General features: G+C 44.3%; 25 protein-coding genes. 22 read left to right on the forward strand and 3 right to left on the reverse strand.

Annotated features, from left to right (window positions below):
• Window positions 1-100 precede the first annotated feature (100 nt).
• Window positions 101-1,027 (reverse strand): LysR family transcriptional regulator, encoded by a 927-nt coding sequence (locus ACE41H_RS14010; protein ID WP_375355909.1) that lies wholly within the window; start codon window positions 1,025-1,027, stop codon window positions 101-103.
• Window positions 1,028-1,244: 217 nt separating this feature from the next.
• On the opposite strand from ACE41H_RS14010, the gene ACE41H_RS14015 reads away from it, so the two are divergent.
• Window positions 1,245-1,757 carry a GNAT family N-acetyltransferase gene (locus ACE41H_RS14015; protein ID WP_375355911.1) on the forward strand — a complete coding sequence of 171 codons (513 nt, stop codon included), beginning with the start codon at window positions 1,245-1,247 and terminating at the stop codon, window positions 1,755-1,757.
• 132 nt (window positions 1,758-1,889) lie between these two features.
• On the opposite strand, the gene ACE41H_RS14020 is transcribed toward ACE41H_RS14015, so the two are convergent.
• Complete coding sequence (locus ACE41H_RS14020) at window positions 1,890-2,759, reverse strand: DMT family transporter (RefSeq protein ID WP_375355913.1); 870 nt, start codon at window positions 2,757-2,759, stop codon at window positions 1,890-1,892.
• 98 nt (window positions 2,760-2,857) lie between these two features.
• Here ACE41H_RS14020 and ACE41H_RS14025 point away from each other — a divergent pair, with 98 nt between their 5' ends.
• The 7 genes from ACE41H_RS14025 (at window position 2,858) to ACE41H_RS14055 (ending at window position 7,371) form a co-directional block, all read left to right on the forward strand.
• Window positions 2,858-3,550 carry an ArsR/SmtB family transcription factor gene (locus ACE41H_RS14025; RefSeq protein WP_375355915.1) on the forward strand — a complete coding sequence of 231 codons (693 nt, stop codon included), beginning with the start codon at window positions 2,858-2,860 and terminating at the stop codon, window positions 3,548-3,550.
• Window positions 3,551-3,761: 211 nt separating this feature from the next.
• Window positions 3,762-3,929, forward strand: coding sequence for a hypothetical protein (locus tag ACE41H_RS14030; protein ID WP_375355916.1), 168 nt, complete (start codon window positions 3,762-3,764; stop codon window positions 3,927-3,929).
• Between the two features lie 140 nt (window positions 3,930-4,069).
• Window positions 4,070-5,038 (forward strand): helix-turn-helix transcriptional regulator, encoded by a 969-nt coding sequence (locus ACE41H_RS14035; protein WP_375355918.1) that lies wholly within the window; start codon window positions 4,070-4,072, stop codon window positions 5,036-5,038.
• Window positions 5,035-5,508, forward strand: coding sequence for a hypothetical protein (locus ACE41H_RS14040; RefSeq protein WP_375355919.1), 474 nt, complete (start codon window positions 5,035-5,037; stop codon window positions 5,506-5,508). The genes ACE41H_RS14035 and ACE41H_RS14040 overlap by 4 nt, the downstream gene beginning before the upstream one ends.
• Before the next feature lie 110 nt (window positions 5,509-5,618).
• A complete protein-coding gene (locus tag ACE41H_RS14045; RefSeq protein WP_375356076.1) occupies window positions 5,619-6,230 on the forward strand; it encodes a DedA family protein in 612 nt (203 codons plus the stop codon).
• A 52-nt stretch (window positions 6,231-6,282) separates the two neighbouring features.
• Window positions 6,283-6,930 carry an HD domain-containing protein gene (locus ACE41H_RS14050; protein ID WP_375355920.1) on the forward strand — a complete coding sequence of 216 codons (648 nt, stop codon included), beginning with the start codon at window positions 6,283-6,285 and terminating at the stop codon, window positions 6,928-6,930.
• A gap of 228 nt (window positions 6,931-7,158) precedes the next feature.
• Complete coding sequence (locus ACE41H_RS14055) at window positions 7,159-7,371, forward strand: hypothetical protein (protein ID WP_375355921.1); 213 nt, start codon at window positions 7,159-7,161, stop codon at window positions 7,369-7,371.
• A gap of 86 nt (window positions 7,372-7,457) precedes the next feature.
• On the opposite strand, the gene ACE41H_RS14060 is transcribed toward ACE41H_RS14055, so the two are convergent.
• Window positions 7,458-7,829 carry a helix-turn-helix domain-containing protein gene (locus ACE41H_RS14060; RefSeq protein ID WP_375355923.1) on the reverse strand — a complete coding sequence of 124 codons (372 nt, stop codon included), beginning with the start codon at window positions 7,827-7,829 and terminating at the stop codon, window positions 7,458-7,460.
• A gap of 183 nt (window positions 7,830-8,012) precedes the next feature.
• Here ACE41H_RS14060 and ACE41H_RS14065 point away from each other — a divergent pair, with 183 nt between their 5' ends.
• The 14 genes from ACE41H_RS14065 to ACE41H_RS14130 all read left to right on the forward strand — a co-directional run bounded on the left by ACE41H_RS14065 (window position 8,013) and on the right by ACE41H_RS14130 (window position 21,524).
• Entirely contained in the window at window positions 8,013-8,312 is a 300-nt protein-coding gene (locus ACE41H_RS14065; RefSeq protein WP_375355924.1) for a hypothetical protein, read from the forward strand.
• 135 nt (window positions 8,313-8,447) lie between these two features.
• Window positions 8,448-10,382 (forward strand): asparagine synthase-related protein, encoded by a 1,935-nt coding sequence (locus tag ACE41H_RS14070; protein WP_375355926.1) that lies wholly within the window; start codon window positions 8,448-8,450, stop codon window positions 10,380-10,382.
• A 78-nt stretch (window positions 10,383-10,460) separates the two neighbouring features.
• Window positions 10,461-10,586, forward strand: coding sequence for a paeninodin family lasso peptide (locus ACE41H_RS14075; protein WP_375355927.1), 126 nt, complete (start codon window positions 10,461-10,463; stop codon window positions 10,584-10,586).
• 111 nt (window positions 10,587-10,697) lie between these two features.
• On the forward strand, window positions 10,698-11,618 hold the full coding sequence (locus ACE41H_RS14080; RefSeq protein WP_375355928.1) for an aldolase: 921 nt from the start codon (window positions 10,698-10,700) through the stop codon (window positions 11,616-11,618).
• Window positions 11,619-11,697: 79 nt separating this feature from the next.
• Complete coding sequence (locus ACE41H_RS14085; protein WP_375355929.1) at window positions 11,698-12,000, forward strand: lasso peptide biosynthesis PqqD family chaperone; 303 nt, start codon at window positions 11,698-11,700, stop codon at window positions 11,998-12,000.
• Window positions 12,001-12,005: 5 nt separating this feature from the next.
• Window positions 12,006-12,485 (forward strand): lasso peptide biosynthesis B2 protein, encoded by a 480-nt coding sequence (locus ACE41H_RS14090; RefSeq protein WP_375356077.1) that lies wholly within the window; start codon window positions 12,006-12,008, stop codon window positions 12,483-12,485.
• Entirely contained in the window at window positions 12,482-13,666 is a 1,185-nt protein-coding gene (locus tag ACE41H_RS14095; protein ID WP_375355931.1) for a nucleotidyltransferase domain-containing protein, read from the forward strand. The genes ACE41H_RS14090 and ACE41H_RS14095 overlap by 4 nt, the downstream gene beginning before the upstream one ends.
• 11 nt (window positions 13,667-13,677) lie before the next feature.
• The gene (locus ACE41H_RS14100) at window positions 13,678-15,480 is read left to right on the forward strand and encodes an ABC transporter ATP-binding protein (protein ID WP_375355932.1); all 1,803 of its coding nucleotides are present in this window, start codon (window positions 13,678-13,680) and stop codon (window positions 15,478-15,480) included.
• A gap of 203 nt (window positions 15,481-15,683) precedes the next feature.
• A complete protein-coding gene (locus ACE41H_RS14105; protein ID WP_375355933.1) occupies window positions 15,684-16,412 on the forward strand; it encodes a YveK family protein in 729 nt (242 codons plus the stop codon).
• Window positions 16,393-17,082 (forward strand): CpsD/CapB family tyrosine-protein kinase, encoded by a 690-nt coding sequence (locus tag ACE41H_RS14110; protein WP_375355934.1) that lies wholly within the window; start codon window positions 16,393-16,395, stop codon window positions 17,080-17,082. Before ACE41H_RS14105 ends, ACE41H_RS14110 begins: the two co-directional genes overlap by 20 nt.
• Window positions 17,083-17,314: 232 nt before the next feature.
• Window positions 17,315-18,199: a UTP--glucose-1-phosphate uridylyltransferase GalU gene (gene galU / locus ACE41H_RS14115; RefSeq protein ID WP_375355935.1), complete on the forward strand. Its 885-nt coding sequence runs from the start codon at window positions 17,315-17,317 to the stop codon at window positions 18,197-18,199.
• 23 nt (window positions 18,200-18,222) lie between these two features.
• Window positions 18,223-18,900: a sugar transferase gene (locus ACE41H_RS14120; RefSeq protein WP_375355937.1), complete on the forward strand. Its 678-nt coding sequence runs from the start codon at window positions 18,223-18,225 to the stop codon at window positions 18,898-18,900.
• Window positions 18,901-18,949: 49 nt separating this feature from the next.
• Window positions 18,950-20,374: a glycosyltransferase gene (locus ACE41H_RS14125; RefSeq protein WP_375355938.1), complete on the forward strand. Its 1,425-nt coding sequence runs from the start codon at window positions 18,950-18,952 to the stop codon at window positions 20,372-20,374.
• Window positions 20,355-21,524 (forward strand): DUF1972 domain-containing protein, encoded by a 1,170-nt coding sequence (locus ACE41H_RS14130; protein ID WP_375355939.1) that lies wholly within the window; start codon window positions 20,355-20,357, stop codon window positions 21,522-21,524. The genes ACE41H_RS14125 and ACE41H_RS14130 overlap by 20 nt, the downstream gene beginning before the upstream one ends.
• Window positions 21,525-21,539: the final 15 nt, after the last annotated feature.

The raw sequence follows: 21,539 nt of genomic DNA on the forward strand, positions 1-21,539 counted from the left end.
TTTTAGATGGAAGCAGAACTGAGCTATTGCTCTCTGGCTGCATGAAGGAAAGCTTTGGTTAAAGGATGGGCGATATCCGCACTCCCTTTCTAATGGGTTATTATTCCATACTAATTTTTACAGCGGATTTTGCCAACGATTTTTTCAGCAAATCAACATATACATAAATCTCTTCCGGCAATATGACATCGTTTCTTTTTACAAATCCGATATGCATCAGACTGTGCCCTTCCAAAGGAATAGCAATAATATTCGGTTCCATGTACTGTTCCGTAATAAGGCCGGTTCCCACATTGTAGCTATCCGTATTGGACAGCAGACTGTTCATGGTGCCCCGATCTTTTACATAGACCAGTTTCGTAAGATTATCCACTTGAATGGCTTCTTCTGCAAAATGCAGAAGTACATCATCCTGCTGATATGTGAGACAAGGATAGTCTTTTAATTGATCCAGGGTAATGGAATTGAGGTGGGCGAGCGGGTGCTCTTTCCTAAGAAAAACGTGCTGCTTTACCGTAACCATGGGAGTAAACACCAGTGAATTCGAAATAAAAAAACGCTCGAAAAAAAGCTGGTTTGCATTGGTGAAAGACAAAATGCCAAGGATGCTTCTGCTCGCGCACACGTCGTCAATTACATCCGTCGTCTTGCCTTCGCGAATTGTCAGAACGAAATTTCGTTGTGCCAAGGCATCCATCAGCTTCGCAAAGGCTTCTATGGCAAAGCCATAATGCTGAGAGGAAATAGAGAGCTTGGTCAAGTTTTCTGCTTTTTGCTTGTTAAAATGATAGACGATGGATTCAGTTTGCTCCAGCACCATCTTAGCGTAGAACAATAGTTCATTTCCCTCTTTTGTAAAAACAACGCCTTTATTCGTCCGGTCCAAAATGGTAATTCCCAATTCATCCTCCAAATCCCGTAGCGCTTTGCTGATACTCGGTTGTGTAACGTACAGAGCAGACGCTGCTTTGCTGATCGATTCATGCTTTGATACTTCTATTAAATATTTGAATTGGTGTAGCTTCATAATCTTGGCACCTTTCCATAAAACATGCTGTTCATTGACTTTGTTATAACCAAATTCTATAGCAAACGATTAATAAAGTCATTTATTCATTTTGAATGAAAAGTGCTAGTATATAAGGCAATAAACAACAGATTCAAGAGGAGAAGCAAAATGAACCTGGAGTTTGGATATAAAGATAAGTAATGACAATAGCTGAAATGGAACGGAGGAACAGCTTATGCTGCGAAAGGCCAAGGAATCGCATCTTCCTGAAATACTGGATATTTATAATGATGCTATTATGAATACAACCGCTGTGTATACCTACAAGCCACAAACATTGGAAAACCGAATGCGCTGGTTTCACGACAAACAGGAGAGCGGATTTCCGGTCATTGTTTTAGAGGATGGGGGACAGGCGATGGGATTTGCCACTTATGGGCCATTTCGTCCGTGGCCTGCCTATAAATATACGGCCGAACATTCCGTATATGTGCATAAGGATTATCGCAGGCGTGGAGCAGGAAAGCTGCTGATTCAAGAAATTATAAAGCTGGCTGAAGCTAACGGTTATGCCACCCTGATCGCCGGAATTGACGCCGCCAACGAGGGGAGTATCGTCTTACACGAAAAACTGGGTTTCACTCACTCAGGCACGATACGAAAGGCCGGATATAAATTCGGGAATTGGCTCGATTTGGCATTCTATCAGCTTGATTTGACCGGGCCGCAGCAGCCGACAGAAGATTAAGCATAAGCAACCTTGGTTCAGTGTACCCTGACTAAGGTTGCTGCTTAGTTCCAGTCTTGCTTTAAGCACTAGAGAGATAATTTAACAGCCTTGCCGTCGATGGAGTTCAAATGTTCTATTGCAAAAAACATTCTACGAAGCAGTGTCCCTTAGTTTACCGGGCTGCCAGTTAGCCAGAAATATGCCAACCAGGATTAACCCGCCGCCCCAGTATACATTTGCATAAACCACTTCGCCCAGCAGCAGCCAGCCGGACAGCACGCCGAAAAAAGGCGCCAAAAACAGAAACGCGCTCGTTCTGCCCGGCTCCCCTTGCTGCAGCAAGTAATACCAGATCGCGAACTGAACGATGGAACCCAGCACCGCCAGATGCAAAATAATCCCAATGGATTGCATATTGATTACCAAATGAGGAGCTTCTATAAACAATCCAAGCACAACTAGCACGATTCCCCCACACAGCATTTGATAGGCTGTCAGCACCCATATATTCATTTCACCGCCCCATTGTTTAACCAGAAGCGTTGCTATGGCCCAGCATATCGCTGATCCCAGTCCCAGCCACGTTCCTGTCTGCAGCTGTATCTGGAACCCGAGTGTAACGATCACGCCGACAAAGCCGATGATGACCCCTGCCCACTGGGATAATCGATAGCGGGACCGGAAAATGATCGTGCCTAAAATGATGACCAGCAGCGGATTAATAAACGTAAGAATGGCAGACTCGCCTGCTGTAATCGTCCTGAGACCGAGAAAAATGAATCCCATGACCAAGGCGGTTTGGAACAGCCCGATTATTCCTACTCTAAGCCAGATTTTTACGGAAGCGGGATGTTGATGATTCCGGACCCAAACAGCCATCAGCAGTCCCGCAAGCGTAAAACGAATGCCTGCCAGGAGCAGTGGGGAAGCGTAGCTCAGACCCATTTTCCCGAACGTAAAAGAGCTTCCCATCAATGCGGTGGCCAGGATAACTAGCAAAATAAACACAATTGGTTTCATGACGACCTCCTATATATGTTTTCAGGAATGGACTTATGGTAGCATGGATATAGTTCGGTTAAAGTCGAAGTGTGAATGTACGAATGGAGGATGCAACAATGGAGGTAACGCCCAATACTGTAAAAGTGGCTGAGCTGATCGGAGACACCTCGCGTATAACCATGCTTATTCGCCTAATTGGCGGAAAAGCCATCCCTGCTACGGAGCTGGCCCACGCCGCGGGGATTTCGCCCCAGACAGCCAGCACCCATCTTGCCAAGCTGGTAGAAGGAGGGCTTCTTACTTTTGAGATGCATGGTCGGCATAAATATTTTCGCCTGGCGAGCAGCGAGGTGGCGCAGGCACTGGAAGCCCTGCAGGCCATCGCGCCGCAAAAGCCGGTCCGCTCATTAAGGGAGTCTGACCAATTGAAGGCGCTCCACTACGCGCGCACCTGCTATGACCATCTTGCAGGCAGGATTGGCGTGGTTCTGAACGATCGGCTGCATGAACTCAAATGGATTGAGGAAGCGGGAACGGATTATCAGTTGACTGCGGAGGGAAGACACTTTTTGCAGGATTTCGGCATTGACGTTGAGCTGTGTCAAAAAAAGCGCCGGCGTTTTGCCAGCCCATGTCTGGACTGGAGCGAACGCCGCTATCATCTGGCCGGGAGTCTGGGGACAGCCTTGACCGGGCGGATATTTGAGCTGGAATGGATTCGGCGTCTGCCTGACGGAAGGGCTGTACTGGTGACTGAGGCTGGGGTGAAGGGATTAGAGGACGTGTTTGGCATAGAGCTTAATGCTTGAGTTATTGTAGAGATGAGATGCTGGTTTACTTTTGACAAACGACAGGTCACTTTGAATTTTCCTGGCTGTGAAGAGAACTGTACAGGCCATGTTTGTATTTGGCATCATCGGGTAACTATAGGTAAGAGGCAGGGCCGCAGGTAAAATGTGGGCTTTGCAGAGGAAAGCACAGGAGTAGCCGCTCGAATACATGTAGAAGGAGGGAATTGCAATGGAATTTCAATCCGAAGACAAACTTCGTAACAAGCTGAATAAAGACGGAGATTCCCTGATGGAGCAAAAGAAAATGGAGAACGGTCAGGATATCGAGCCAGAAGCGGAAGAATGGGTTGCGAAAACGACACCAGGGAACAGTGGAGATCAGAACTCCAAAAAATAAGCGGAGAATGATCACGGGTCTTTGATTCAAGACAGATTGTCCTTACGGGCATCTGTCTTTTTTTAACCTTGAAATAAGACATCTATTGTCATAATTATCTGTTAAAATAATATCACTAAACAGAATGGAGGCGAAGGCGGATGCGTGCGGACCGTTTACTGCATATCCTGCTGCTGCTGCAGAATCAGGGCAGACTGACCACCCGGCAGTTGGCCGGACAGCTTGAAGTATCGGAGCGGACGATTGCAAGAGATATGGAAGCGCTCAGCATGGCCGGTATCCCTGTATATGCCGAACGAGGGGCCAATGGGGGGTGGCGCTTGTCTGAACAATACAGGACCCGTCTCACCGGAATGAAGCCGGATGAATTGGTCTCCCTGTTCATATCCGGTCAGGAAAAGGCGCTGGAGGATCTGGGGATTCGCAGACACTTCGATTCCGCCATCCAGAAGCTGTTATCCTCCGCTCCACCCACGGTGCAGCGAAGTGCCGAAGACGTGCGCACCAAGCTGCATATCGACGGAGCGGGCTGGCATCAGGCGGACGAGCAGTGTCCGTGCCTGCCGATGGTTCAGGAAGCCGTATGGGAGGAACGGCTGCTGTCCATCACGTATATGCGTACCGGAGAGGCCGAAGAGCGGACCGTATCTCCGCTCGGACTTGTAGCCAAACGTGGTGTCTGGTACCTAGTGGCGGCAACGGATCATGGGATGCGAACGTTCCGTATTTCCCGTTTGGCTGCTGCCGCGATGAAGGAGGAATCTTTTGAACGTCCACCCGGATTTCAATTGGCCCAATACTGGGAGCAATCCATGGCGGACTTCAAAGCGACTCTGCCGCGATACCCGGCAAAGCTTCGCTTTCAAGAGGAACTGCTTGACGGGTTGTCCCGCACACGGTATGTAAAGCTGCTGCATAGGGTACAGACAGGGCAAGAGATTGAGGCAGAGGTGGAATTCAACACTATGGAATCCGCCTGCGGCATTATACTCGGATTTGGTCCCGGGATGGAAGTACTGGAGCCGCAAGAATTAAGGAACCGGGTGTGTGAACAGGCGGTAGCTATTGCCGCTTTATATCAAAATAATTGGTCCACGGAGGTTAAATGAGAGAAACCAAAGTTATTTTTAGAGTGAAGTTTCCTATAAATTTTAACGTTCTGATTGGTCATCTTTTCTTTGTAGGCCTCTTCCTTTTTATTCTATCTGACTCTATCAGAGAGGGACAAATTGAGGGGATAGAATATTTTACTCTCCCAGTAGCAGGCTTGTTGGGTATTATGTGGCTGGCGGCCGCTATATTGGCGTTGATCGGTCCGCGAACCTTGCAACTTGATTCCGGTTCCGTTACTTTGGGCGGAAAAGCGCTACAATGCAGCGAGATTCATGAAATTATCATTCATCAGGATTTCATGGGGCTGGTGAATGTTGCGATTCTGCCGAAAGGCAAAAGAATCGTTCCTGTACATTGGGCTTTCAGATTGATAGATGACAGAGTAGCTAGCCTCAAAGCTCTGGAAGCATGGGCAGCAAGCAACGATGTGGACTTGGGATGGGGGCATTTTGTGCGCTGGCTATGAAATCCGGGTCATCATTGAAATACTAAATACTACTTCAGCGGGTTTGCCCCCACTATACGATACTTGGTAGAATGGCAGTGGTAGTACAAATTCGTGACAGAGGGTGTATGATGGAAAACTGGATTACGTCATTTATGGAGCAGTACGGTTATTTTGGAATCTTTCTGATAATTGCCTTTGAAAATGTATTTCCGCCCATACCATCGGAGGTTATACTGACATTCGGCGGATTCATGACCACGAACTCCGATTTGACGGTGCTTGGAGTGATCGCGGCGGCTACCGCCGGGTCGGTGGCCGGAGCGATTATTCTGTATGGCATAGGCCGTATATTGAGCGTTGAGAGAATGGAAACGATCGTTGGCAAGTGGGGGCATATCCTTCGTGTCAAAAAGCAGGACATACATAAGGCAGATGCCTGGTTTGACAAATATGGGCCGTGGACAGTATTGTTTTGCCGCATGGTGCCGCTGATCCGCAGCCTGATATCCATCCCGGCAGGCATGTCGGGCATGAATTTCTGGGTGTTTCTTGTGTTCACCACGATCGGCACGTTAATATGGAACATTTTCCTCGTTAGTGCTGGAGCCGCGCTGGGTGATTCCTGGGAGAGCATTCTTGCTTATATGGATGTGTACTCGGAGATTACCTATGCCGTTATCGCAATCGCTGTTATTGTATTTATTATTTATTGGATTCGCAGAAGCCGGAAGAATTCCTGAGATACAGCTTGGTAAACAGCAGTAACATGAATATCTAAAGGAGAGACTGATCATGTATGAAGCTTCTGACATAATAAACCGGGCGGAGCAATTTGTAAAGGAGCAGCTGCAGCACGACAGCAGCGGCCATGACTGGTGGCACGCATACCGGGTCAAGCAGGCAGCCGCAACCATTGCGGAACGGGAAGGGGCTGACCTGCAGACCTGTATTCTGGCTGCGCTGCTGCATGATGTGGCAGACCCGAAGCTGAATCCTTCCAAGGAAGAAGGGCTGCGCAAGGTGGAGAATTGGCTGGAAGTTGAGGGAGTACCGGCTGAAGCAAAGGACCACATTCTTGAGATTATTGCCACCATGTCCTACAGCGGCGGGAACCGTCCGCCGATGCAAACGCTGGAAGGCCGGGTTGTACAGGATGCCGACCGTCTGGACGCCATCGGCGCGATCGGTATTGGGCGGGCTTTCGCCTATGGCGGGTCAAGAGGACGCCTGATGTATGATCCTGGAGTGAGCGTCCGTGAATTTCAATCCGAGGAGGAGTACAGGAGCCATCAGGGCACGACGATCCATCATTTTGATGAAAAGCTGCTGAAGCTGAAAGATCTCATGAATACGGAAAGCGGGCGAGAGCTGGCTGAGGAGCGGCATCAGTTCATGCTGGAATTTCTGGACCGCTTCCATAAAGAATGGGAAGGAAAATAAAATAAAATCGATATGAGGGTGATGATTTACACCGTTTATACAGCAACAAGGTCAAAACTGGAAAAATATTTGATAAAGAGATCCCCTGCAATAAAGTAAGGGATCTCTTTATATTTTATTGATACAAATCGTATCAATATTTTCGTTAGTATGCTAATATGATCGTGAAAGGAATGTAATCGCTTTAATTTAAAAGTTGTGATATCAAAAGGCTTTGGGGGAATGGGGATGAAGCCTGCATATAAGGCATTACATACGGATCAGGAATTATTTGCTGCAGCGGTCACTCAAGCTAAGGTAGATGTAATCATGTCGATGAATAGTATATTCAGTATTGTAGTCAACAGTGGTGGCAGTATAGAAAAATTTACTCCTGAAGCCGTAAAAATCAACGGAGGATTCTATTTCAGAGACCGGTTTGAATTCAGAGCAAAGATATGACCTTTTCGCTTTTCAGAATAAGTCCAAAAAAACGGCAGAGTGCTGTCAGCTTGTTAAACTGGACAACACTTGTCACAAGGGGCTTTTTATCTCATTGATCTTTCGGCCCTAATGAAGGCGATGAATCTTTTCGCTTCTTCAGGCGTTAATTCTTTGCCGTCAATAGCAAAGGAAAACCTCTCTAAAATGTTTTCGTCCGAAAGCTCCAGGTTTTCAGAAAATTCCAGGATTTCATCTTTGGCAGCAGGGACGAAATCATCGTCTCGCCCGAGCAAGTAGTCAATCGATACTTGAAAGAAATCGGCGATCTTATGAAGTGTATCAAAATCGGGTTTTCTTCTGTTTTTCTCATAATGAGACAAGGAGGCGCGGGAAATTTGCAGTTGGGAGGCCAGTTCTTCTTGCGTCAGCTTTCGATTTTCCCTCAGCGCCGAAATTCGTTCACCGCAATTGTGCATAAAGACATTCCCCTCAAATTTTTAAACGTGTTGTCAAGATTTACGACAAAACAAAAAAACATGCTTGACTTGATACTTAACGTATCATATATTGTACAGTATAATACGATTAAAAATACATAATGTATCAAAGTTAAGGGACTTTGTTTATTACATAAAGGTGAAAAGGGGGGCTCAAGAACTTTGCCGGATCATCGATTCAATACTCAGCAAGTTTCCCTTGTCGTTGAAGTATGCCTTCAGCAAGAGGAAATGATACTGTCTGTCACCCATAAGCAAGTTTTGTCGCAACCCGTATCTGCCCCGGTTCGGCAAACTTGCCATCCACTGCTTGCAATGGAGCACTCCATACAACATCAGCGTAATGCGGCTCAGGCGCTTCATGCGGATCGGCCATATGTTTATGCAAAAGTAATAGAGGCATATGAAACAGCAGGTTCCTTTCTGAAACCTGATTCTCCGTATTTGACAGTGAAAACATGATCGGCATTCACATGGATACATATTTATACTCAATAAATACACTTAATAATACCATATTTCAAATGTAATTTGCACTAATAAATAGAACTGCATGAGTTTTGAATATTTATATTACGTATGAGATCGGGTGAAGAAGTGGGCGCGATAAACGGTATTCTTCATTTTAATGGATCCATGATCAATCACAGCGAAGCCGATGCGCTAATGCAAGCTTTGCGAAAATACCCTGTCGATCAGACCGGCACATGGTTTGGCAGGACCCTTTTTTTTGGTTGTCATGCGCAATGGATAACTCCTGAATCTGTTCATGAAATATTACCTTATTATGATCCCGAACGAAAGCTTGCCATCACTGCAGATGCAATCATTGACAACCGTGCTGAACTGTTTGATTTGCTGCAGGTGGCGTATGAACGGCGTGCGAAGATGGGGGATAGTGAGCTGATTTTACTCGCTTACCATAAGTGGGGAGAAGAAGCGCCAAAGTATTTGGTCGGCGATTTTGCTTTTATGATTTGGGATGAAAGGCAAAATAAGCTTTTCGGTGCGCGAGATTTTTCCGGGACCCGAACCCTCTATTTTTACCGGGATCATCAACGATTCGCCTTCTGTACTCTGATACAACCGTTATTTACGCTCCCTTACATTGATAGAGCGCTTAACGAGCAATGGATCGCCGAATTTCTCGCGATTCCGACAACCACCGACGCGGTGGATACAGCCTCGACGGTCTATAGGCAAATAGAACAACTATCTCCTTCCCATACGATAACTGTAATGAACGGGAAATTTACGTTTAGAAGGTACTGCACTATAGCGGAGGGCAACAAGTTAAAGCTGTCGTCGAACGGGGAGTATGAAGAAGCATTTCGTGAAGTATTTCAAAATGCCGTACAGTCGCGGATTCGGACTCATCGTGCGGTAGGCGCCCAATTGAGCGGAGGGCTGGATTCCGGCTCTGTTGTCAGCTTTGCCGCCAAAGCATTGCACAACGAGGATAAACACCTGCATACCTTCAGTTATGTTCCTGTTGACGATTTTGAGGATTGGACGTCGAAGAGAAGAGTGGCTAACGAGAGGCCTTATATCCAATCCACAGTACAATATGTAGGGAACATCACGGCTCATTATTTGGATTTTAAAGGGAAAAGCCCGCTTTCGGAAGTGGACGATTGGCTTGACACTTTTGAGATGCCTTACAAGTTCTTCGAAAACTCCTTCTGGATTAAGGGAATTTATGAATCGGCCCGGCAACAAGGAGTAGGTATTCTATTGAACGGCCAAAGGGGCAATTGGACGATATCGTGGGGGCACCCTTTAGACTATATGGCAATTTTGCTAAGGAAGATGAGATGGATTCGCTTTTACCGCGAACTGCGGCTTCACAGTAGAATCGCAGGCGCAAGACGGTCACGCCTGCTTCCGGTGATTGGCAGGAAAGCGTTCCCGTTTGTTCAACATCTTGCCTGGAACAAAGAAGATTCGTTTCCATCGCTGATTAATCCGGAGTTTGCGAGAACAACAGATGTTTTTGATAGACTGCGGCAGCACGATATTGATGTGTCCGGCACTTATCTTGCCAATGCATATGAATACCGGAAGAGACAGTTTGAGAAACTGTATTTCTGGAATATTAACGGGACATTTGGAACCAAGTTATCTTTGCGGCACTCCATATGGGAACGTGATCCTACCAATGATTTGCGGGTGATTAAGTTCTGTTTGTCAGTACCGGAAGAACAATTCGTCCAGGATGGCGTGGACAGGTCACTCATCCGCAGGTCTATGAAAAATAATTTGCCTGACGATGTAAGAATGAACCTACGGATTCGAGGAGTACAAGGCGCGGACGGAATTCACCGGATGAAACCGTCCTGGGCTGTATTCATGGAAGAGCTGCAGCAGCTTAGTTCTGATACCGAATTATCCCGCTTCATCAATGTGCCAGTTTTAAAAGAAGCCATTTCAAAATTGAAGACTGAACCCCAATCCCGCCATATATTCGACGCCGATCTAAAAATTATTATGCGGAGCTTGATATTTCACCGATTTCTTACGAAATTTACGTAATTTGGTGGTAACTATGAGTGGTAGTCGAGGTTCTAGGCCTTGCCTATACAGATATTATAACGGTGAGGGGGTGAGAGCATGAAAAAAACGTGGGAAACGCCGGAATTGGAAGTTCTTGATGTGAAAATGACATTGGCAGGCCCGGGCAAAGCAATCCCTGACGCGGTACAGCCCGATGTGGATGATCCTGTGCAATACAGCTAATTTGCAAAAAATCATGACGGTTGACTGTATTGCTGCCCTTATATAAGTGTTGGAATGTATAAGGGCAGTATTTTTTTAAAACAGATTTCATAACCGTTTGGAGTGAATGGAATGATCATTACGAATCAGACAGCCGTCTACAAAGCCTTCGGATTAACGATATCAAGCGACATTCCTCTTCCTGAATTGCATGAGCATACATGCTGCCATGCAGATCATGTACATGTTTTTATCCAAAAAGCCGATTTGTCACAATTATGGAGCGAGTTTGCCGGACAACAAAAGATGTTCACTGTAAAAGATAATATCGTCATGTTTCAACTGCCTGATGTGGGGACGTTTTGCATTCAAGGTGGTGAAAGCATCCGCGTTTCTCCTGCAGAGGGAGCTGATCCGGATAAAATGCGTCTTTACATTCTTGGCACATGTATAGGCGTGATATTGCTGCAGAGAAAAGTGCTTCCCTTGCATGGGAGTGCTATAGCTATGAATGGAAAGGTGTATGCTGTTGTCGGAGAATCAGGAGCCGGTAAATCCACACTCGCTTCCGTACTGTTGAAACGGGGTTATCAGCTGCTGAGCGATGATGTTATTGCGGTAACGCTGACTCAAGACAATACGCCTTTGGTTATGCCGTCTTACCCGCGACAAAAGCTGTGGAAGGAAAGCATTGAACAGCTTGGGATGGAAGCCGCGGATTTTCAGCCATTATTCGAAAGAGAAAACAAGTTTGCCGTACCTGTAGCTTCCAGTTTTTATTCGGAACCGCTTCCGCTTGCTGGCATATTTGAGCTTGTCAAGGCACAGGATGATCAGCTTGGAATGCACCGGATCCAGGGACTTGAGCGGCTGTTTGTCTTGAATCGGCACACGTATCGCAAGTCGGTTATTGCTGCATTGGGATTATCGGAGTGGCACTTCAATATCTCAGTGATCTTATTGAGTCAACTTGATCTTTTCCGGTTGCAAAGACCGGGTTCCGGATTCACAGCTCCCAGCTTGGCTGATATGGTGATGTCCAAATTCGCTTGATTTGATACATTCGGTATCATAAATTACTAATGAAGAAATAAACATACACTATGTATCATTAAGGAGGGGCAGAGAATTTATGAAAAGTTATAACATTACTATAGACGATACGATATTTCAAACTAGCGGGAGCATTGCAAGTGATATGGACGGGGACAAAGTCATGATGAGTATCGAAAGCGGGAAATATTACAATCTTGGAAAAGTCGGAGGCAGAATTTGGGAGCTTGCCACATCGCCGGTCACTGTCAGTCAGATCGTTGAAACGCTTGTTGTCGAGTATGACATTGAGCGGGAGCTATGCGAACAGCAGGTGATCAGCTTTGTGGCAGCCTTATTTAAGGAAAACCTGATTCAGCTTGAGGAAGAAGTAAGCGTGTGAATTCCATGTGGAGCAAAGTAAAGAAATTGATTTCCTTACCCCCGTCAAAGCGCAAGCTGTTCATTGAAGCCTACTTTTACTTGGCATGGGCCCGTATTTTAAAGAGCCTGCCTTTCTCCAGGGTCGCTCCTGCCTTGGGAGCTTCCATGTTAGAGACTTCGTATACACATGACCCCTATCATGAACCGGCATTAAGAGCAGTCTCATTTGCAGTTCGGACGATGAGCCGGCATACGCTTTGGGAAAGCACGTGTTTGGTCAAGGCAATTGCCGCTATGAAGATGCTGGAACGGCGAGGAATTGAAAGCACGTTATATATGGGAACGGCCAAGGATCGTTCGGGTAAAATGATTGCTCACGCCTGGGTGCGCAGCGGCTCTCTGTACATCACCGGGTTCGAGGAAATGGAGAAGTTCACCGTGGTAGGCAAGTTCGGGAAACTATTGAATTCTAAAGCGGGCAGAAGGGGAATAAGCAAAGCATGAATCGTACATTTCATCTCAATACAGCACATTTTCCAAAGGAATTAACGCTGCTGCTTGAGTTGCTGCAGGAGCGTGATGAAACGGATATATCTGAAAAGGTGAAGGATCAGCTGTCCCATGTCGACTGGGATCGGTTTCTGGAGCTTGTTAGACACCATCGGGTATATCCGCTGATTTATTTAACGTTGAAGAAGGTAGACAAAGAGTTGATTCCGGCGTCAATTTTGCAAAATCTTCATTCAGATTACATAAAGAATACGTTCCAAATGCTTCATCTAAGCGGTGAGATGGAGAAAGTTTGTAAAGCTTTTAACGAAAGCGGAATTAATTCACTCATGTTGAAAGGGCCTATGCTTGCTGAAGCATTATACGGGGATGTATCGCTTCGAACATCGAGAGATTTGGATATTTTGATTCATGTAGAGGATATTGAGAAATCAGAAAGGATTCTTGAGAACTATGGATATCAATTAAAAGATGAATTTCCTCGTATTTTAGGTGACTGGAAGTGGAGAACTCACCATATCAATTATTATCATCCGCAAAAAAAAATTGAAGTTGAACTGCACTGGAGATTGAAATTGGGCATCGGTAATGAACCAGACTTTAAAGAGCTCTGGGAACGGAAAGTCCGCAGCTCTCTTACATCTGAGCCGGTCTATTCGCTTGGGGAGGAAGATCTCTTTCTATTTCTTACTTCCCATGGGGCCCGGCATGCCTGGTCTCGCCTTCGTTGGCTGGTCGATATCGACCGTTTGGTAAGGAGGGGGCTGAGGTGGGAAAGTGTATGTTCTCTGCTCAAGAAGCATCATAACCTTCATATCGGAGGACAATCGTTGTTACTGGCTTCAAAGCTGCTTCAGACACCGCTAACGCAAACTATGGATTCTTTAATATGTAACAGACATGCTTATCAAATTGCGCAACAATCCATTTTTTTTATAAAAGAGAAAGCAGATTTATTTCCGACTGCCCCCAAATATTTAACAGGCCGCTTAAACCGTTATCTCATTTCGCTTATGCCGTTATCTCAAAAATATAAATATTATATTAGCATACTTCATCCGACTTCTTACGATGCAGAGCTGCTGCCGCTGCCAAAACCGCTACATTTCATATATTTCCCCTTACGACCTTTTTTATGGTTTTGGCGGCAAATGAAGCAGAGGACGCATGCTTAAGGGAGGGGAATATGGGACACATCCTGTTGTTTGTGAACAAATTACATGCTTTTGCCGGCATTAAACTATATTTGAATCTGCTCTGCATGATCATAATCAGTTTACTTGACGGGATCGGGATATTTCTGCTTGTGCCTATGCTTAGTTTAATCGGGATATTTGATGTTCATCTAGGAAACGTATCATTTACTTCCATTTTTGATGCGATGCTGCGGACGATCCCCACTGCATATCAGCTTGCTGTCATTTTAGGCAGTTTTATATTCGTTATTTCAGCCCAGGCTCTATTACAGAAAAATCAGTCCGTGCTGGATGCCAAAATTCAACAAAGTTTTATGCGAAGTTTAAGACTGGATATTTATCAGGCTTTGCTGAAGGCGAACTGGATTTTTCACCTGAAGAGAAGAAAGTCGGATTTTCAGCATATTTTGACATCTGAGTTAGGCAGAGTAAATCATGGAACAACTCTTTTTCTGCGGCTTATCACATCCATTACGTTCATGGTTATCCAAATTGGCATCGCACTGTGGTTATCCGCCAAGATGACCTTATTGGTTCTCTTATGCGGGATTTTACTGGCTTTTATTTCACGAAAATTTATTAAGCATGCTAAAGAATATGGGAATAAAACAACTGAACTATCTAAAAATTACTATGCAGGAATAAACGATCAATTAAACGGGATTAAAGATATTAAGAGCAACTTGCTTGAGCAAGCTCATATCTCCTGGTTTCACAAATTGAATCATGATATTGAATCAAATGTAATCGAACAAGTCCAAGTACAATCGAACTCCCAATTATTATATCGAGTATCTTCAGCCATACTGATCGGATTATTTATTTATTTATCACTGAAAATATTTCATGTACAATCCGGTCAATTGATGATCATTATCATTCTGTTTTCACGTTTATGGCCGAGATTTACGGGAATACAATCAAATTTGGAACAAATGGCCTCGACTCTCCCCGCATTCAGGAACTTGGTCGATATACAGAAAGAATGTGAAAGTGCTGTTGAATCGATAGCTTTAGACTGCCTCCATAGATCGAATCCCTTCCGGGTGAAAGCAGGGATTGAGTGCCGGGGCGTTTACTTCCGATATGACCAGAGCCAGGAATTCTACGCCCTTAATAATATCAATTTGTTCATTCCAGCTTACCGGATGACAGCTATTGTCGGCAAGTCCGGTGCGGGCAAAAGCACTTTAATAGATACATTGATGGGGCTTTTACGTCCTGAAAGAGGGGAAATGTCGGTTGACGGAATACGGCTTACGGAAGAAACGGCACTTTTATTAAGGAGTTCCATCGGATATGTACCCCAGGATCCGTTCCTGTTTCATACAACCATTAGAGAAAACCTTATGATGATGAATCCGGAGGCGAGCGAAGAACAGTTATGGGAAGCATTACAGGCATCCGCTGCAGATGAGTTTATTGAACGTCTTCTGCTTGGTCTTGACTCCGAGATCGGTGACCGCGGTGTCCGGCTTTCCGGGGGGGAAAGACAACGGTTGATCCTTGCCAGAGCGCTCTTGCGAAGACCTTCCATTCTCGTGCTGGATGAGCCTACAAGTGCATTAGATGCTGAAAATGAAAAAAGAATACAAGAGGTCCTGAACAGACTTAAGGAAGAGATGACCATCATAGTCATTGCTCATCGGCTTTCCACGATTCGAAACGCCGATCAGGTGCTTGTGCTGGAAGACGGCCAAATCATTCAAGAAGGCGGATACCAACAGCTTTCTAAAGAAGTGAATGGAGTATTTGGCCAGCTGTTAAGGTATCAAACAGAAATGAACATTTAAACAGGAAAAAGAAATGAATGCGCTTTCGATAAAAAACGACAACGGAAAATATATTTTCGCTTGACATGATACTATTCGTATCATAGAGTAAAGTTATACATAAAATGATACCAATTGTATCTAAGATCTGATTTCATTCAACCATTCTGAATAGAAAACAGATCTTTAGGGGAGGAGATTAAACGATCATGAGGGAGTCGTCCATGGAGATTAAGGAGTATGCAGCAGTTTTATGGAAGAGGCTGTGGCTTATCGTTGTGTGTGTGGTTGTTGTTACTTTTGCAGCAGGTATTTATAGTTATTTCTTTACTAATCCATCATATCAGGCGTTTTCCAAAATAATTGTTAATAAATCCAAGGAAAGTCAGCTTGATCTGAATGAAGTCAATTTAAATATTCAATTGGTCAATACATATAAAGAGATTGTTTTGACCTATGCGGTGATGGACCGGGTTGTCCAGAAGCATCCTGAACTGGGGCTAACGGCGGAACAATTAATGGGGAAAATTAACATCGGTACTGTTAATGATTCACAAGTCATGACGTTATCCACGCAGGATCTTTCTTATGATAACGCCATAAAAACCGTTAACGCAGTGGCATCGGTATTTAAAGAAACGGTCCCAACCATTATGAGTGTCGACAATGTGGAGATTCTTAGCGAGGCAAGGATTGCACATGACGTTTCTCCGAACCCTATTTTAAATGTCGTGATTGCTTTTTTAGTAGCACTAATGTTATCGGTCGGTACCGCATTCCTTCTTGAATATCTGGATGACACCGTTAAAAGTGAGGCAGATATCACCGGGCTCCTTGGAGTGCCAACGTTCGCCGTTGTTCCTGTGATTACGAGGGAAGACCTGGTTCCACAGGATCAAAAACTAAACAAGCAAAATGTGGAGGGAGCTCCTTATGCGACAGTTAACTCTTAAATACCCCTTGGCTATGGATATGAACCCGACTTCATTTATAGCAGAATCCTACCGCTCGTTACGAACGAATATCGAGTTTTCATCTTTCGATCATGATTTGAAGACAATTGCTGTTACTTCAGCCAGTCCCTTGGAAGGCAAAACGACAACAGCGGTGAATATGGCAACGGCTTTCGCCCAAGCCGGGGAAAATGTAGTCCTGATCGATGCCAATTTTCGCAAACCGACCATTCACAGTATCTTTAACAAGGATAATCGTGGCGGACTTTCCAATATTATTGCCAAACAATACTCTGTTCATGAAATGGTACAGGAAACGCCTATTGATAACCTGTCGCTGATCACATCGGGACCTGTTCCTCCCAATCCTTCGGAAATGCTCTCTTCCCGTTACTTCACGGAAATGCTGGATGAGCTGAAGGTGAATTATTCCATCGTCGTTATTGATACGCCGCCTGCTTTAATTGTTACAGACGCCCAGGTTGTTGCCGCCCAATGTGACGGGGTTATTCTCGTTGTGAATGCAGGGAAAGCAAAGCGCGAGGCTGTTGTCAAGGTGAAAGAACATTTGGAACATGCCCGGGCGAGACTTCTGGGTGTCGTGCTCAACAATGCAAAACGCAATAAAAGAAATAAACAAGAGAATTTTTATTACGAAAACAGAGCTTAGGGGCATTTAACCCGGAACAACATCGTTTCTTATTCAAATTTAATAGGAAATAACTATATAAAATTAATATTCTATAGGTAATGTCTACTGCACCTTTATCACTGTAGGCACTCGGCCATGCTGTGGGTTCATGGAACCTTAGACGTTGATCGTCGGTGGTGTGGCGTGAGGATGGGTTTGATGCCTATTTTATTTTTAAGAACTATAGAAAAAAAACGGAGGGAAACAATCAATGAAGAAGGTACGCAAAGCAATCATTCCAGCAGCCGGGTTAGGCACCAGGTTTTTACCCGCTACCAAGGCAATGCCGAAAGAAATGCTGCCGATTATCAGCAAACCTACTATTCAGTACATCGTTGAAGAAGCGATGGAATCGGGGATAGAGGATATCATCATTGTAACGGGCAAGGGAAAGCGTGCGATCGAGGATCACTTCGATCACGCGTTCGAGCTCGAAACCAACTTGGTGGAGAAGGGGAAGCTGAAACTGCTTGAAGAAGTACGCCGGCCCTCCAGCGTAGACATTCACTATATTCGCCAGAAGGAACCGAAGGGGCTTGGGCACGCGGTATGGTGCGCAAGACGTTTTATTGGTGACGAGCCTTTCGCCGTTCTCCTGGGAGACGATATCGTACATAGCGATATTCCTTGCTTGAAACAGCTGATTCAACAGTATGAGAGAACCGGCACATCGGTAATCGGAGTACAGCCGGTACCAGATCAAGACACTACCCGATACGGTATTATCGATCCGCTAACCCAAAATGACCGGCTGTATCAAGTCGGCACCTTTGTGGAGAAACCGCCGCTTGGGACCGCGCCGTCCAACCTGGCGATTATGGGGCGTTATGTTCTAACACCTGAAATCTTTGAAATATTGTCTGCTCAGGAGAAAGGGGCCGGCGGAGAAATACAACTGACGGACGCCATTCAGAAATTGAATCATATTCAGGGCGTTAATGCCTTTCATTTCGAAGGCATCCGGTATGATGTTGGCGATAAACTTGGCTTTATCCTGACAACTTTAGATTATGCGTTAAGGGACAGCGAGCTCTGCGGAGAATTGTTGAACGCGATGGAAGCTATTGTATATAGCAATCTGGTGCGCACGCAATGAATCTGACAAAGGGGGAGCAGGGGATGCAAGATTATACTCAAGAAGCTCAACTTGCTGAAACAGGCAGGTATGTTCCTACTACAGCTAAAAACCCGAAATTTTATCTGGCATCCAAGAGAACTCTGGATATTCTTGGGGCGTTGTTTGGCATTGTATTTTTGCTCCCTGTGTTGATTCTGGTTGCATTACTAATTAAGTTAGAGGATCCCAAAGGTCCGGTTCTATTCAAGCAACAGAGAATAGGAAAGAACGGAAAAGCTTTCAACATGTATAAATTCCGTTCCATGGTGTCGAATGCGGAGCAGCTGCTTGAGAAATTGTTGGACAAAAATGAAGTCAGTGGCTTGATGTTCAAGATCAAAGAGGACCCGCGGATTACGAAAATAGGCAAAATCATAAGGAAAACGAGCCTGGACGAATTGCCACAGCTGTTTAACGTACTGAAAGGTGAAATGAGCCTGGTAGGTCCAAGGCCACCATTGCCGAGAGAAGTAAAGGAATATAACTCATTTCATTGGAAAAGACTTGCGGTTACTCCAGGATGCACAGGCTTGTGGCAGGTAAGCGGGCGTAATCACGTCGGATTTGAAGAAATGGTAGAGTTGGATATTCAGTATATTCAGAACCGAAATATGGCCTATGATATGAAAATAATTTTATTAACCTTTAAAGTGCTATTCGGCTCTGATAATGCGTTTTGAAGAATCGTCTGTATAGATTTTATATTTATGTATGCCTGGAGGTAGTCGAATGAAAATACTCCACGTCTCTTTAGGTCTGCCTCCTTACCGAACTGGTGGACTGACAAGATACTCCGTTGATTTAATGGTAAACCAGGTTTCATTATCTCATCGAGTTGGTTTGCTTTATCCAGGCCATTTTAAGTTTGGCGGTAAATCTCAAATCATAAGTAATGGCATGTATAAGGGAATAGATGTTTATGAAATCGTTAATCCTCAACCGGTTTCATTGCTTGGTGGTATTAAAAATGCTGAAAGGTTTCTGCGGCAAGCTTCAAGAAGCACTTATATAAACTTTTTGAACCATTACAAACCGGACATCATTCACATACATACACTGATGGGTATTCATAAGGAGCTTCTTGAAGCAGCCAGGGAACTGGGAATTAAAATGGTTTTTACTTCGCATGATTATTTCGGGATCTGTCCAAAGGTTAATTTAATGGATTGGACTGGTAACCTATGTGATGATTATGAAAATGGTTTGAAATGTATAAAATGTAATCAACATGGGTACAGTATGCTGAAAATTACGATTATGCAATCGAAGATATACAGAGAATTAAAATATAATCCACTTATGAGTAAAATACGTGCAAAGCAAGTGGATAAACAAAAAGTTGTGGTGAATAGGGGATTGGAGGAAAAGGTTAATTCTTCTGACGCTTCATTGGCTGATAGCTACGTTAAACTGAGACATTACTATAATGAAATGCTCTCCTTGGTGAACACATTTCACTTTAATAGTACAGTAGCTCAGAGAGAATATGAGAAATATATTGCTCCAAAAGGAAAGGTTATATCCATCACACACCAAAATATACAAGATTCCAGAGAAGTAAAAAATTACACAGATCATACGAAACCTTTATATGTATCATACCTTGGACCGGTTGATCAATATAAAGGTTTTTATATGTTACTTCATGCTCTGGAGCAATTAAAGGATCGGGATGATTGGAAATTAAGGGTCTACGGTGATGTCGAGCCAACAGGAATTCAATATGATGCAGATAAGGTCCATTTTTTTGGAAAATATCAGCATCATCAGCTCAATGAAATCTTTAAGGAAACGGATCTCTTAATCATTCCAAGTATTTGGAAGGAAACCTTTGGTTTCATCGGTTTAGAGGCATTGTCCCATGGGGTACCGGCACTCGTTACAGATTGTGTTGGTTTTAAGGACCTGATTCAGGACGGTGTTACAGGCATGGTATGCAAGCCTAATTCGGAAGATCTGGCAAAACACCTGACCTCCGTTTTGGACCATAGGGAAACGCTTGTGCAAATGAACAGAAATATCGTTAGCAGCGATTTCAACTTTTCCATGAGTTGGCATACAACCGCAATCATTGATTTATACAAGAGTACCATGTTGGATACGGGCGATATTGTCGAGGAGGGGCGGATTGAACATGAACCAATCCAATGTTAGGGTAGCCTTTTGTGGTACAAGAGGGCTTCCGGCCAATTACGGAGGATTTGAAACAGCGGTAGATGAAATAACAAAAAGCTTTGTGAAAAACGGTATTCACTGTGCAGTTTTTTGCAGAGGGGATAAGGAACAGAATATGAATAGGGGAACGTACGAAGGAAGAGAATTAGTTTACATAAAAGGAAGTAAGCACAGAAAGCTTGATACCTTTATCTCCTCCATTCATACAGGGTTATATTTAATTAAACACAGGAAAGAATATGATTTCATTTTTTGGTTCAACAATGCTAATTTTCCGGGAATTCTTTTAACTTTGCTTACAGGCGTAAGAATGGCAGTCAATACGGATGGCCTTGAATGGAGAAGAGCAAAATGGTCTCCCCCCTTCAAGGCCTATTATTTTTTATCTTCCTTTTTCATTTGTTTGCTGTGCAAAACTCTGATATCTGATTCGGTTTCGATTCAAAACTACTATAAGAAGGCATTCAAGAAGAAGACACAGTTTATCCCCTATGGCGCTCCTGAAACCAAAGCGTATGGCAGTGAAATGAAGAAGGAGATTCTCGGGAAATACGGCTTGGAAGAGGGGAAGTATTTTTTGCAAATTACACGTTTTGAACCGGACAATCTGCCATTGGAAATTATCAAACAATTTCAACACTCTCTTTTAGGAGATCTCGGGTATCAATATGTGTTGATTGGATTGAAGGATGAGACGGAATATGCCATGAAAATTAAAGCGGAATCGGGGACAAGTGGGGTCAAGGTGCTGCCGGCTAATTATGACCCAACGGAACTGACCGTTTTGAGGAATTGTGCTTATTGTTACGTACATGGAAATTCGGTCGGCGGAACAAATCCGGCATTACTGGAAGCCATGCAATCGACTAAGCGGATCTTGGCCATTGATTGTCCCTTCAGTGAAGAAGTCTTGGGTGCCAATGGAAAACGGTTTACCATTGGGAACCTGAGTCAAGTTTTTATGGATTCATTACATTTGGAAGACCAGTCATTATCTATGAAACACCGGATTAAACTACACTATCAATGGGATAAGGTTGCAGAGTCTTATAAAAATATTACACAAGAAAAATCGGCAAATTATGTGGTGGTAACGACTACCCATGAAGGAGCAAAGGTAACCAGTTAATTCTGCTGAATGTAA

The organism is Paenibacillus enshidis (assembly GCF_042136365.1).
In the GTDB taxonomy this organism is placed as follows: Bacteria; Bacillota; Bacilli; order Paenibacillales; family Paenibacillaceae; genus Paenibacillus; species Paenibacillus enshidis.